A 13,454-nucleotide genomic window follows, 5' to 3' on the forward strand; every position below is an offset into this window, starting at 1 on the left:
AATTAACTTTCCATAAGACGAATTATGCAAAGCTTCACATAATTCGTCTATGATGATTAAATCAAATTTGAGCCACTATGATTACACGATCGACAAAAATTTTTGCCCATACAGCTTGACCCACATAACTGCAGGGTACAGAATAACGATTGGTCTCCACTGTAATAAGGGAAGTTTTATTAACTTTACATGATAAAAGCTTACAAGCTTCAAAATGGTTCGTTGGAAGGGATGAAGATATTCTTTTTCTTTCTCTCACATTTCTATACAGTCTCTGATTTATTTGGGAAGTGAGTCCATCCGGTATCTTTTAAACACCAGTCCAGGAGATAGTCATTCAATTCGTTTACTGACTGAACTTCAGGTAAAGGTACCATTGCATTCCTTCCTACGAAACCTACGGCACCTTCGACTCGAACTTTTTCATTACCACATACAGGGTTACAAAATTTTGCTTTAAACACGTAATGTGCTTGTAGTCCAATGAAATACTCCTGTTCAAGCCTATCTCTTCCTTGAAGGATTTTCTGTACAGCTGTTTTCAGATTATCAAGTAGACCTCAGTTGGAACACCTTCTAAAAACTCAAACGCATGGACAAAGCCATCCAGGAATGCTTCCTGTTTTTCATGAAGATACGCTCTGACAAACCGCATACGGCTTGCTGAGAGCTGAATGCAGAAAAGGTAAATGCGTTGTGTTCGACCCTGTAGAATAATATCCGCCTCTCCCTAGTCGAATTGGAATTGGTGACCGAGTTGGAAATCAAGGGAAATAAAGACTTCTTGAATTTGTTGAATGCGCTTGGCTACGATTTTACGGATGTTGGAGGCAGAGCCTTTATATCGTATTCATTTTAAAATCTTTTAAAGATTTTAATAGCTGTATGCTTTTATTTTTTTTCAGTTATTTACAAATACTCTTTTGTCCCATAAACTTTTTTTCGTAAAACGGTCGTTGGTGCAGTATCATTTTTAAGATATTTGCTAACAGTGTTACGTGAAATCCCAAGTTTGCCGCAATTTGCCTTTGCGATAAACCTTCAACCTCTTTTAAGAATTTGATATTTTGAAATTAAGCCATTTCGATCATCCTATTCGTCCTCTCATATGAAGTAAGTTTAGTCACTTCCTATCATAAGAGAGGTTAATAGAATTGGAAATCATATGGCTCATTTTTTATGTGATCAAATCGTATAAAAGTGCCTCAAATCTAGATTATCAAAAACAAATATAAAGATTCTTTTAGTTTATTCTTTTTATAATTTCGAGCACCCCTTACCCTTTTTTTATTATGTCATGCCCATTTAAATGTCTTTAGAATTTACTCAGGACAAACGAAATCTTTTATTATTCCTCTTAAATCATCTCTTTGCACGCGAATTAACAGCGTATTCATAATGTTTATATATAAATAAAATCTTGAATTCAGGCACTAAAAGTAAGAATATTTCGATTAGATTTTCACAAAAAAAAGATTTAAAATTAAATCAATTAAGATAATATTCTGATATTTTAAATGTCAATATGTTCAGATATTATCTGGAAAAATGCATTAAACGCTGTTTACCTAAGCACACTGAGTTAAGTTTTGGATGCGATTACATTTGGTTGAGGTATCCGGATCGATGCTGGTTTTTGTGCAATTGATAGTTGCACGACAAAAAGGAAACAGACCATTTTTACAAGGAAAGGAGGAGATTTTAGCTTGTCGAGGCAATCACAAGCCTATCTTTTGGAAGGGAGAGTAGCCGTTGTAACAGGTTCTTCACAAGGAATTGGGAAAGCGGTTGCAATTGGTTTATCACAAGCAGGTGCGACTGTATTGGTTACAGGAACCAATCCGGAACGTACGAAGAAAGTCACCGAGGAAGTGGCCCAATTAACAGGGCGGGAAACAGACTACTTTATTGGTGATCTATCAAAAGATGAAAACGTTATCCAGATGGTTGAAAAAGCCATACATAAATGGGACAAAATCGACATTCTTGTCAATAATGCCGGCGAAGGCGTGATTCTCCCGTTCCTTGAACAAACACCGGAAACCTTAAAAACAACAATCGACCGTAACCTCTGGACCATGCTGTGATCATGTTACAGAGTGTTGCCGCATATGGTGAAACAAAATTACGGACGGATTATTAACATAGGAGCAGATTCTGTCCGCAATGGTTTATGGGACCATGCAGCCTATAATGCTGCAAAGGGCGGGGTCCATGACATTGTTTCCGGATTAGGAAGAGAATTCGCCAAAAATAATATTACCGCGAATGTCATCGCTCCCCCGGAAGTAGAGGGGGAACTGCTGGATGAGATCAGAAAGAGAGATACGGGGTTGGTAGATCGCTATATTAACATCATTCCAAAAGGAAGAGGGGCCTATCCGGAAGAAGTGGCGGATGCCGTCGTATTCCTTGCTTCCGATAAGGCGACTTTTATTACGGGCCAAGTGATTAGTGTAAATGGCGGAAGCACGATGTAATAAAAATGATTTTAAGGTTTTCTAAAACCTCTTTCAGAACTGACACAGATGATGAGCAGGTTTACTAAAAAAACTTATTTAAGGGGAGAGCCAATGAGCAATTATCTTAAGGATGATCAACAGAAGTGTTTATTCAAAGTAAATCGTGAAGTTTTTATTGATACGGAAATTTTAGAAATCGAACGCAATGAAATTTTTGATAAATGCTGGTTATATATCGGGCATGAATCAGAAGTACCGAATAAAGGCGATTTTCATAGAAGAAAAGTTGGTGGACGAAACCTTTTATTTACCCGCGGCAATGATGGGGTAATAAGGGCATTATATAACTCCTGTCCACACCGGGGTGCGCTCGTATGCCGTGAAGGAAAAGGAAACTCAAAAGTATTCCGCTGCTTCTATCATGCGTGGAGCTTTAATACGCAAGGGGAATTAGTCGGATTACCTGATAAATTTGGTTTCTTGGAAGACCATAACTGCGATGGATCTAAAAATATGCTGGCTGTCAAACGACTTGAAAGTTACCGCGGTTTCGTATTCGTTAACTTTGATGACAACGCCATATCATTAGAGGAATACCTGGCAGGTGCCAAAGAGTATCTCGACTTGGTGGCAGATCAAACAGAAGTTGGAATGGAAGTTTTGCAGGATTCCCAAGAATATAGCGTACGAGCGAACTGGAAATTACTTTGTGAAAATAGTTTTGATTTATACCACGGGGTACCAACCCATAAAACCTATTTTGATATTGTTGCGACCCGCGGCGGAATAATGGAAAAAGACAGTCTTGCAGGGGAAGCACGCGCTCTGGGGAATGGACATGCCGTAATGGAATATTATGCCCCGTGGCCAAGACCAATCGGAAAATGGATTGAAGGTTACGGTGAAGAGGCGAAAGAAATTATCGACAAAAACAATGCCCGCTTAGTAGAAAAATTTGGCGAAGAAAGAGCCCACCGCATTTCGAAAAAGAACCGTAATATTTTAATTTTCCCTAACCTAGTCATCAATGATATCATGGCGATTGCAATCAGAACCTTTTATCCTATTGAACCGGGTTATATGCAAGTAACCGCCTATGCTTTATCTCCTATAAATGAAACAGACGGTTTCAGGGAGGTCCGGAATGACAGCTACTTAGAGTTTTTAGGGCCAGGCGGTTTTGCGACTCCGGATGATAATGAAGCACTTGAACTATGCCAGGAAGGCTTTTTAAATACTAAAGAAGTCGGATGGAATGATATTTCCAAAGGAATGAACAGGGAAATTCCCCAAGCGACGGATGAAGAACAAATGCGTGCCTTTTGGCGTGAATGGGATAAACGGATGACAGCAGCGGAAAGCAAAAAAGAAGAAGCTGGGAAGGTGGAAGTATGAACATAACACGTCAGGAAATTGAAGATTTTTTATTCCATGAGGCGGAGCTTCTTGATGAGTTTAAGTTAAAGGAGTGGGCTGCATTATTCGCAAGCAATGGAACGTATGTGATTCCGCCCATCGGAAATCCTGATGCGGATTTTAAAAAATCGCTTTTCTTTGTTCATGATGATCGTGCCCGTTTAGAACAGCGGGCGTTACGATTACTGAAAAGAGAAGCCCATGTAGAATATCCGCACTCCACTACTCTTCACAATGTGACGAATGTAAGAATCGTTAATAATGAAGAGGATGCCATAAAAGTTAGATGCAATTTCTCTACCTACCGTACGAAACGTGAAGTACTTGACAATTATGTCGGGGTCCTCGAATACATCTTGGTAAAAGAAAACGGAGAATTAAAGATTCAATCCAAGAAAGTCATTCTCAAATTGGACAGTCTCCGCCCGCACGGAAAAGTAAGTATCATTTTATAATATGAAGTCAGATTTTGATTGGGGTTCATACGAATTAACTCATTAACGCGGTTAAGCCATGAGGGTCAGACCCTCTACTATAATATAGGAGGTTTTTGAATGATTCGTTATAAAAAGTTGGGATATGTTGTGTTAAGCGTGACTGATCTTAATAAATCGGTAGATTTTTATGAAAATATTGTTGGTATGGAATTTGTTGAACGGGTTCTTGATGCAGCATACCTTCGATGCAGCGGGGACCATCACAATTTAATCCTTGAACAAGGAGAAGAACCTGGGTTAAAAAGAGTAGCATTTGAGCTTGAAAAGGCAGACCAATTTCAAGCAGTGTTTGACCATTTAACGGAACAAGGTGTAAATCCTGTCGAATTAAGCGCAGAGGAGTGCCAAAATTTGGCCCAAGGTAGAACATTGCGTTTTAAAGATCCATATTTAGGGGTAACGTATGAATTTTATGTGCAAATTATGCAAATGGGTACACCATTTGTTCCTAAGAAGGCCAGAATTACGAGACTTCTTCATGTCGTTTATGAAACTAATAAATTTGACGAATTATTTGATTTCTTTACGAATGTTTTGAACTTCAATATTTCAGATATCCAAGGAAGGGAAACGGGATGGGCCTGGTTAAGGGCAGCTGGAACTCCATTTCACCATAATTTTGCCCTGACAAAAGGAAAAGAAAATAAATTGAATCACCTTGCTTATCAAGCTCAACGTGTAGATGATGTGGGGATTCAAGTTAATAGATTAAAGGATAACAATGTTCCGATTCTTTTTGGGCCAGGAAAACATCACCCATCGGGCAGCATTTTCCTATATTTTGCGGATCCTGACGGCTTAACGATTGAGTATAGTCAAGGAATGGAAGAATTTCCGGAGGAAAATCCAAGAGAGCCTCGCCGTCTAGAACCAACCATGCATACCCTTGATGAATGGGGAGGAAGACCTAAACCAGGATGGGGAAAAGTTGGTAAATTTATAAAGGAAGACCTGGAAAAAGTTAATCAATAATCAATCAACAATTATCCTTTAAGGAGGCAACATCGTGTCAAAAGGTGAGAATTTCCGTGTTGACTTTCACACCCATATTATTCCTGAGAATTTTCCTGATTTTGCGGAAAAATATGCGGATGATCGTTTTCCGATTTTAAAGCATACGTGCAGCTGTGGAGCTGAAATTTACAAGGATGGAAAGTCATTCCGAAAAGTCGACGAGAATGCCTGGAATCCTGAAAAGCGCATCGCTGAAATGGATGCGGAAGGTGTCGACGTCCAAGTATTATCCCCGATTCCCGTTACGTTTATCTATTGGGCAGATGCCGAAAAGTGCTTAGAGCTTTCGAAGGCACAAAATGATTTCATCGCTTCGGTAGTAGCGGAATATCCTGACCGTTTTGTAGGCTTAGGTACGGTACCTTTGCAGGATGCCGATTTGGCAATTGCAGAAATGGAAAGAGTTATAAACGAGCTTGGGCTGGTTGGGATTGAAATCGGTAGCAATGCAAACGGCAAAACTCTTGATGATCCGGAGATCCAAAGATTTTTAGAAGCAGCGGCAAAAATGGATGTTCCGATTTTAGTCCATCCTTGGATGACAGTTGGCGAAGAAAGAATGTCTAAACATAATTTTATGTACTCAATCGGGATGCCTTCTGAGACAGCGCTTGCTGCAGGGAGCTTAATCTTCAGCGGCATTTTTGATAAGTATCCAGATTTAAAAATCTGTTTTGCCCATGGCGGAGGAACCCTGCCTTATTTATTACCGAGAATCGATCAAGCTTGGGAAGTATGGCCGCATATCCGCACAACGGAACAGCCGCCAAGCTATTATGCGAAGAAAATTTATTACGATACACTAGTCTATGACCCCCGCAATCTTCAATTTATGCTTGAAAAATTTGGGGCTGATCACATAATCATGGGTACTGACTATCCATTTCTGCTGCGAGAAGCACCGCCAGGAAATGTAGTCGAAATGCTAGAAAACGTGTTGGATGAGGAAAAGATAAAAATGCTTGGAGAAAATGCTATCGAGTTTCTAGGGTTAAATAAAGCAAGTTTTATTAAAGAAACGGTATAGATTTATAACAAAGGACATTTCTGTTTAAATGGAATGTCCTTTGTTATTGCTGATCCATATCGTATACATATTTAAATAGATTTTAAATTTTTTAAAGTAGTTTCAAAAGTATGAAGAAACAGAAGAAGCCTTTCTAATTTTGGAGAATCCTTTTTATATATTCCAGTAACATTATAAGTGAGATCTTTAAATTCAGCAAAAGGGACGGTACATAAATCTTTATTGTGTGTATTTGTGTGATTAGCTAGAATTAGTTCTGGTACGACACTAAAACCCCAGTTATTTTTAATCATCGATATTACCATTTCGAATCCGCCGACTTCAATTCGTTTTAGATTTCTTACTCCGATTAATCTTTCATCAATTTTTCGCCATAAGGCTGTTTCTCTACGATAGCAAATCATCGTATGGTCAATAAGATCGTCTTTAAAAATTTCAGCTTTTCCACCTAATGGATGGTCTTTTCCAACAATAAAAACAAGCTTTTCATGAAAAATATATTCAGATTCCAGATTTGTAAATGGGATTACATCTCTTACCAGCCCTATATCGATTGACCCATCTTCAATCATTTTAGAAACTTCTACAGAGTCCGCTGCTTCCACTAATTCAAACGAAAACTCACTTGTTTTGCGCAGCAGTGATAAAACCTCTAAGACAATCGAAACAGAGATGGCAGGTGATAATCCAATGGTAATCGTTGGAGTTTTAATACCTTTAATCACCTGTCTTACTTCTTTTACATTGTTTAATATTTTACGTGCATATGGAAGCAGGGCAGTTCCTTCCTTAGTCAATAGGATTTTTTTTCCGTCGCGGTAAAATAATTTACAGTCCAGTTCATTTTCTAATTTTTGAATTCTTGCCGTTACCGCGGGCTGTGTTAAATTCAAGTAGTCTGCTGTACGCGTATAATTATTTAACTCAAAAACAGTAATGAAGGTTAAAAGTTGTTCATCATCCATAACATCACTTCCTTATAAAAAAAATGAGCTCCTTTTATATTATGATATCAATAAAAACATTCCGGACGCTTGTATTAATGCGCTTTCATTTTTATGTAAAGAATTATAACTAACCAATAATTTAAACTAATTATAGATTTTATTAATGTTAAATTCTAATCAAAAAAATCTTCTTTTTACGGCTAAAATTCAAAATATTTTTTATAATACCGGGGCTTCAATAAATTGTGTCTAATGATTCATTAATAATAATAATGTTTTTGAGATTAGGTCATTGGTAGTTAGATTCGATAGAGAATTTGAATTCACAAACCCAAAGTCTACGCTTCCTTTCTTAATCCAATTAGAGATGTCCGTATAATTACCTTGGTGTAATTCGAAATGAACAGTTGGGTACTGTTCCTTAAAGTCTTTTATCAATCCTGGTAGCCAATGACTTGTAACACTAGAAAAGGTACCAATTCTTATGAGTCCACTTTGTAGTCCCTGCATCTCTTTGCGTTTTTCTATCAATTCCTTATGCGAATTATTAAATGCTTTTATATATGGAAAAAATTCATCTCCATCTGGTGTTAGTGTAATTCCCTTTCTAGAACGTAAATAAGTTTCTTAGAAAGTTCTTCTTCTACAGAATTCACCATTTGGCTAATGGCGGATTGAGAATACCCAAGTTCTTCTGCCGCTTCTGTAAAACTGCCTGTTTCTATTGCTTTTATAAAAGAATAATAAGTATTCACTCTCACTAACTCCTTTATATAAGAATTACTTATAATTCCATCATAAATACTTGTTTTACTAATGTGAATGTAATTGTTACTATATAGCTAGTGTTAATAAAAATACATAAAGGTTAGGGAACATCTGTTATTTGTTCTGTTCTTACTTGAAAATATATGTAGGGATTCCTAAGATAAAAATGTAGTTATATTAAATGATGAGGAGATGAGTAATAATAAATATTAATATTAAATATAAAAATATCATTTTTGCATTTTTAATGGCTTTTAGTATGTCCTTTTTTATTTCATTTATATTAATCTCAATAAATAGGGGTTATGATAAAACATTTTTACATTCATGGTTAATAACTTGGTTACAGGCTTTTATTTGCGCTTTTTTTGGGGCTTACTTTTTTCCGAGAGTAATACAAAAAATAATGAAAAAGATTAATTTTGTAGAAAAAACCACTAATAATTGACAATGATATTTTAGTGAGAGAACAAAACGAATAAAAATTAAATTTATGGCTGATAGTTCTCCAAAAGAAATAGGCGGGTGAGAAACCAGGAATTGGTTATGTACCTAATCGAGAAATTATACAACAACTTTCCGTCAGTGAAAAATCTTATTTCTAAAGAACCTTGGTTATTGCTGCCTATCAAGTAAAGTCTAGCATTTTGATTAGTTATAGTTCAGGAAAAGGTATTAATTTAGGTACACGTGTAATGTTACTTGGTATCTTGTATGCAGGTCCGCAATTTACCGCGACAGGTGAAATAGCTGTATTGAATATTCCTTCTTCTAGACCGATTTCAGTTTCGCAAATTCCAATGAACCTTGGTTATATCATAAAGTCACATAAATTGCTTGATTTTGAAGAAATTCTAGAAGGTTTATACAATTAATATAAATTATCATGTTGAGCCTTTTATGGCTCTTTTTTTGTTAATAACGTTGGTACAACCTCTTCATTAAAATGGTTGTGCTTTGCAAATGTTGTATTATATAGATTAAGCAGCCAAAAGGCATTACATACTACTTCCATTAGTCTCCTAATATTCCGTTCTATTATTCGTGGTAATATTAAGGCGAGGTGTTTTTATATGTTCGTTAAACCAATGCTTTTACACAAATCGGATCAGCCGTTCGACGACTCCGAATATATCACGGAATTGAAACTCGACGGCATCCGTTTAATATATTCAGTTGATAATGCGGGCAAAGTCCGCCTATATTCACGCCACAACAACGAAATCACATCGAAATTCCCCGAACTTCACAATCTCGATATTCCGCCTGGAACCACTCTTGATGGCGAGTTGATCATTAGCGACAACGATGGGAAACCAGACTTCGAGGCGATGATGAGCCGGTTCATAAGTTCGAAAGATAAATCGCAAGTCAGCTTTGTGGCCTTCGACGTCATACAGCGTGAAGGTGAACGTGTCACTAAACTTCCGTTGCTTGAACGTAAGGAAATACTTGCGGACCTGGTGCCGAATGATTCCGCGCTGATTACCAAGTCACAGTTTATCGAAGGCCACGGTGAGGCTTACTTTGACGCGATCAAGGCCCAAGGATTAGAAGGTATTGTCTTAAAGCGCAAAGACTCTCGCTATGAAGTTGGCAAACGGTCGCATTCATGGCTTAAGGTAATCAATTATCAATACTCCGATGTGTTCGTCGTGGGCTACCGCAAGCAACCGAAGGATTTCGGCTGGCTGTTGACGGACACTGAAGGTAAGTACATGGGCGTGATGGAGCTCGGAGTACCTGCGAGTGAAAAAGCGAAGGTTTACCGCGCTCCAATTTTAAAGGAAACCGATGATTTTGCGTATATTACTCCGATTGGTGTACGTGTGAAATACCGTAATTTAACAAAGGCGGGCTTATTGCGCTTGCCAAGCTTCGTAGAGTGGGTTTAATTGCCCACTCTTTTTGCTACTCTGCTAATCAATAAAGTTGATAACTTTGTCAAAAGAAAAAGGAACTTTTTATGGACTTCATCTTCAACTAAAGCACCCGTTACTTTAAGTGAATCATTTCACAATCTTATTAAGTATCCTATTTAACAAGGATTCCTTTTGAATTTAATTTTTAAAAATAATATGAACTTTTTTCGCTAAAATCATTGCTATGTACTGTGGAATTAAATTTAAAAGACTTACTACTTCTAATAGTTGAGAAGAAGAAAATGGTTTAAAATAACCACCATCCCACATAACTGTATCCGACATACTTCCATTAAAATAAAACGAAATCATCATAGATAAAATATTTCCGATTATAAAAGGGATGGAATTGCAAAAATATTTCACAAGGAATGCAAGAAGAGAAGTTGCCAAGTGCCTTTTTAATTTTAAATCAAAAATAAGTTTGTGAAAAATTGTACTTAAGCTAACGGGGCAGTTTAATGGAATAAGGAGTTTTACCATAACTAGGTTAATAACATTAAGGATTATCATATGGGGAATATAAATTTGTTGGAGTTAAGATAAAAAGGATTTCAGCTTTAGCTTGGAATCCTTTTTAAATTATATAAATTTATTCGTTTTTTGAAGTATTTTAGCAGTATAATAGTATTGGTATTTCTACAAATGTTTACAAAAAGGGGACAATTTATGAAGAAATTAACCTACTTATTTATGGCGTTTTTATTAGTTTTCCTTGCAGCTTGTTCATCAAATGAAACAACTAGCAAAGAGGAAAATGCCAAAAAAAATAAAACTCAAGAAGTAAGCAAAAAGCAAGCAGCCACTGTTGAAAGCAAAAAAAGTACACCTGACGATGAAGCGGAAAAAACGACTAGTGAAAGCGTAGTCAGTCCAAGCGTTCCTGCCACTAGTACACCAACGATAACAAGTGTTAATGGTGACATTGACTACAGTAAATATACACTAATTGTAGTAGATGGCGGAGATATGTCAGGTTATAGAAAGCCGAATGTCAGAGTTGATGTCGGGTTTGGCGACAGGGAATATTGGGCTTTTACAAATGAATACGGTCAGCTAATTCGTGTTGAGGCGAAAAATATAACACTTCAAAATCCGAATACTGATCATGTATTGTCATCAGGAAGATATTACTCTGATGAAGCGAATGTTCCTGGTACAGAGAGTCCAACCTTGGATAAAGGGCATGTGATTGCTGACTCGCTTGGGGGAGTATCAAACGCATATAACATTACACCTCAGGACAGCATTCTCAATAGGCACGGCGATCAAGCTTATATGGAAAAAGTGATTCGAGATGCAGGAGGTTGTACTGATTTCGTAGCAGTGATTCAATATCCAAATACTCAGACACAAATTCCGAACCATTATAAATTCACATACAAAATTCAGGGCAGATCCATTACAGATGAATTTGACAATGTAAACCCAGATGAAGTGAACAAAAATTTAGGGAAAACGACAGGTACGAGCAGTACGCCACCGAAAACAGACAATGTACCTGCAACCGAAACGGAAAATAGTAATGAAGATGTTAGTAAAGTGGATACCAATCATAACGGAAGTGTTACGATCGCTGAAGCCAAAGCTGCTGGTTTTAAAATGCCATTACGCGAGATTCATGGCTCTATAAATATATGGATGATCGAGATGGTGATGGCTTAGTAGGTGAATAAATGGGGTTATGCGGCGATTCTTTTTTTCTTATTGAATTAACGGGGCAGTTTAGCATAAGAAGGAGATATAAGGAAGAACAGCGAATTTATAAAAGTATTGAGCGAAGCTAGAGGTGTATTGATTTCTCCGACCTTTTGAAAAATGTTAAGGACATCAATATTAAAATAAATGGGGGAATTACTTTGCTGAAAATTGAAAATATGAATTTATTGACGGATATTTCTCCCGAATTTTCATTTCTTGATTTAGAATACATCACAGATATTAGATACTTCGTAGAGTTTGATAACATAGCCTTGTTTGACGAAAGAAATCGGACAAATGTAGATATAACTTTTATCTATGATACTAAAGAAGCTCAGAGATTTGAGGTGAAAATTCGTTTTAACAGGGTGGAAAACTTTGAGATGATTGCTGGCGGAACAGTAATCCAATTATCAGGGTTGGAAGTTGTTGATTTTCGTGATAAGAGTTGGGAGAATATTAAATTCCAGGTTCGGGGTTTTGAAAATAGGGATATTGATTTTTATTGCAATAACATCGAAATCTTGAAGTAAATGAATCACAACTTATTGATAAGCTTTGGTAAAAATGAGATTGTGAAACGTTGTACTTAAGCTAACGGGTGCAAGAGTCAAAAAAGCAATGCATTTCGACTGCATTGCTTTTTTATTGCTAAAAATACTTCCTATAACATTCCTGTCTGATGCTTCCGCTTAATTGGGCATAAATCCGGGTAGTTTCACTTTTTTCATGACCTAATAAGCTTTGAATAACATCGAGAGGTGCTCCATTATTCAATAAATGGGTTGCATAGCTGTGCCTGAGTTGGTGTGGATGAATGTCTTTGTTAATGCCAGCACGGTTGGAAATCCGCTTAATTATGTATCTCATCGTGGCAATACTCATTCGATGAGGAACCCGTTCCGTGACAAAGATAGCAGGATCCCTATCTACTCGATTATCCAGGTATCGATTTAACCAAATTTCGCAGCGAATATTAAAATAGACCTTACGTTCCTTATCGCCTTTACCTCTTATAACAGCTGACCGGTTCGACCAATTAATTCTACCCTTATCTAAGGTAACAACTTCTCCTATTCGGCATCCAGTGGAGAACATGAATTCAAACAGAGACTTTTCCATTGGGGAACAACAAGCTTCCCGTAAATGTTCAATTTCCATTTCGGTCAAAAATTTAGGAATTCGTTTTCCGGTTTTAGGTTCTTTTATTTTAGTTGCTGGATTTTTGGGAATATGCCCTTCTTCATGAGACCATCGAAATAATGATTTCATAAAACGAATTCGATGAGCCAAACTTGCTGGCTTAAGGCTTTCACTTGAGTTTGCTAAATAAGTTTTTAATTGATTCGTAGTGATCGTATCAAGTTGAACATCATTAAAAAAGCGTATAAGTAAGCCCGACTGTAGTTTATATGCTTTTAATGTTTGCGGCGAAAAGCCTTCAATACGCTTATCAGATTCATACGTTTCCCATGCTTGAGATAATAACAAGTTCATCTCTCCCCAAAAAATTCTTTTTTTCAGGAATTATTGACCTGTTTCACGAAATTGAAACTGCAGTTCTTATTAAGCTAATGGGGCAGGATAGTTGTGCGAAATGTTTCTAGCTTAAATGGAGGATGGTCACATTTCTCTGGTAAAGGCTAGACAGTTCCTATCGGAACTGAAGGATTATATCGAAGAATCAAATGATGGGGTAA

At 37.0% G+C, this 13,454-nt stretch carries 13 protein-coding genes and 2 pseudogenes; 10 read left to right on the top strand and 5 right to left on the bottom strand.

Annotated elements, in window-relative coordinates; all coding sequences use genetic code 11:
• Window positions 1–61 precede the first annotated feature (61 nt).
• Window positions 62–259, bottom strand: coding sequence for a Mu transposase domain-containing protein (locus tag J7E63_RS30705; protein ID WP_374193811.1), 198 nt, complete (start codon window positions 257–259; stop codon window positions 62–64).
• A 1,474-nt stretch (window positions 260–1,733) separates the two neighbouring features.
• Between J7E63_RS30705 and J7E63_RS28050 the strand changes: the two are divergent.
• From J7E63_RS28050 to J7E63_RS28070, 5 genes and pseudogenes are all read left to right on the top strand, one after another.
• Window positions 1,734–2,480, top strand: a pseudogene (locus tag J7E63_RS28050) (SDR family NAD(P)-dependent oxidoreductase).
• A gap of 93 nt (window positions 2,481–2,573) precedes the next feature.
• A complete protein-coding gene (locus J7E63_RS28055; protein ID WP_215018472.1) occupies window positions 2,574–3,857 on the top strand; it encodes an aromatic ring-hydroxylating oxygenase subunit alpha in 1,284 nt (427 codons plus the stop codon).
• Window positions 3,854–4,333 (top strand): aromatic-ring-hydroxylating dioxygenase subunit beta, encoded by a 480-nt coding sequence (locus J7E63_RS28060; protein ID WP_215018474.1) that lies wholly within the window; start codon window positions 3,854–3,856, stop codon window positions 4,331–4,333. The genes J7E63_RS28055 and J7E63_RS28060 overlap by 4 nt, the downstream gene beginning before the upstream one ends.
• Before the next feature lie 99 nt (window positions 4,334–4,432).
• A complete protein-coding gene (locus J7E63_RS28065) occupies window positions 4,433–5,347 on the top strand; it encodes a VOC family protein (RefSeq protein ID WP_215018476.1) in 915 nt (304 codons plus the stop codon).
• Window positions 5,348–5,381: 34 nt separating this feature from the next.
• The gene (locus J7E63_RS28070; RefSeq protein ID WP_215018478.1) at window positions 5,382–6,416 is read left to right on the top strand and encodes an amidohydrolase family protein; all 1,035 of its coding nucleotides are present in this window, start codon (window positions 5,382–5,384) and stop codon (window positions 6,414–6,416) included.
• 71 nt (window positions 6,417–6,487) lie between these two features.
• Here the strand turns inward: J7E63_RS28070 and J7E63_RS28075 are convergent, their stop codons facing one another.
• From J7E63_RS28075 to J7E63_RS30415, 3 genes are all read right to left on the bottom strand, one after another.
• Window positions 6,488–7,381 (bottom strand): LysR family transcriptional regulator, encoded by an 894-nt coding sequence (locus J7E63_RS28075; RefSeq protein WP_214712675.1) that lies wholly within the window; start codon window positions 7,379–7,381, stop codon window positions 6,488–6,490.
• Between the two features lie 231 nt (window positions 7,382–7,612).
• Entirely contained in the window at window positions 7,613–7,873 is a 261-nt protein-coding gene (locus J7E63_RS29990) for a LysR family transcriptional regulator substrate-binding protein (RefSeq protein ID WP_251033822.1), read from the bottom strand.
• A gap of 80 nt (window positions 7,874–7,953) precedes the next feature.
• The gene (locus J7E63_RS30415; RefSeq protein WP_308162039.1) at window positions 7,954–8,118 is read right to left on the bottom strand and encodes a helix-turn-helix domain-containing protein; all 165 of its coding nucleotides are present in this window, start codon (window positions 8,116–8,118) and stop codon (window positions 7,954–7,956) included.
• Between the two features lie 272 nt (window positions 8,119–8,390).
• Between J7E63_RS30415 and J7E63_RS28085 the strand changes: the two genes are divergently transcribed.
• The 5 genes and pseudogenes from J7E63_RS28085 to J7E63_RS28105 all read left to right on the top strand — a co-directional run bounded on the left by J7E63_RS28085 (window position 8,391) and on the right by J7E63_RS28105 (window position 12,287).
• A complete protein-coding gene (locus J7E63_RS28085; protein ID WP_251027990.1) occupies window positions 8,391–8,579 on the top strand; it encodes a DUF2798 domain-containing protein in 189 nt (62 codons plus the stop codon).
• Between the two features lie 247 nt (window positions 8,580–8,826).
• Window positions 8,827–9,006, top strand: coding sequence for a hypothetical protein (locus tag J7E63_RS28090; protein ID WP_214712674.1), 180 nt, complete (start codon window positions 8,827–8,829; stop codon window positions 9,004–9,006).
• A gap of 198 nt (window positions 9,007–9,204) precedes the next feature.
• Entirely contained in the window at window positions 9,205–10,026 is an 822-nt protein-coding gene (locus J7E63_RS28095) for an ATP-dependent DNA ligase (protein WP_215018480.1), read from the top strand.
• A 696-nt stretch (window positions 10,027–10,722) separates the two neighbouring features.
• Window positions 10,723–11,729, top strand: a pseudogene (locus tag J7E63_RS28100) (DNA/RNA non-specific endonuclease).
• 183 nt (window positions 11,730–11,912) lie between these two features.
• Window positions 11,913–12,287, top strand: coding sequence for a hypothetical protein (locus J7E63_RS28105; protein WP_215018482.1), 375 nt, complete (start codon window positions 11,913–11,915; stop codon window positions 12,285–12,287).
• A gap of 118 nt (window positions 12,288–12,405) precedes the next feature.
• On the opposite strand, the gene J7E63_RS28110 is transcribed toward J7E63_RS28105, so the two are convergent.
• Entirely contained in the window at window positions 12,406–13,245 is an 840-nt protein-coding gene (locus J7E63_RS28110; protein WP_215018484.1) for a tyrosine-type recombinase/integrase, read from the bottom strand.
• Window positions 13,246–13,454: the final 209 nt, after the last annotated feature.

It is taken from the genome of Bacillus sp. ISL-75 (genome assembly GCF_018613095.1).

Bases quoted from the DNA above. Each gene is read 5' to 3' on its own strand.
- J7E63_RS28075 (WP_214712675.1), bottom strand. From the start codon at position 7,381: ATGGATGATGAACAACTTTTAACCTTCATTACTGTTTTTGAGTTAAAT.
- J7E63_RS28095 (WP_215018480.1), top strand. From the start codon at position 9,205: ATGTTCGTTAAACCAATGCTTTTACACAAATCGGATCAGCCGTTCGAC.
- J7E63_RS28060 (WP_215018474.1), top strand. From the start codon at position 3,854: ATGAACATAACACGTCAGGAAATTGAAGATTTTTTATTCCATGAGGCG.
- J7E63_RS28065 (WP_215018476.1), top strand. From the start codon at position 4,433: ATGATTCGTTATAAAAAGTTGGGATATGTTGTGTTAAGCGTGACTGAT.
- J7E63_RS28055 (WP_215018472.1), top strand. From the start codon at position 2,574: ATGAGCAATTATCTTAAGGATGATCAACAGAAGTGTTTATTCAAAGTA.
- J7E63_RS29990 (WP_251033822.1), bottom strand. From the start codon at position 7,873: ATGCAGGGACTACAAAGTGGACTCATAAGAATTGGTACCTTTTCTAGT.
- J7E63_RS28085 (WP_251027990.1), top strand. From the start codon at position 8,391: ATGTCCTTTTTTATTTCATTTATATTAATCTCAATAAATAGGGGTTAT.
- J7E63_RS28090 (WP_214712674.1), top strand. From the start codon at position 8,827: ATGTTACTTGGTATCTTGTATGCAGGTCCGCAATTTACCGCGACAGGT.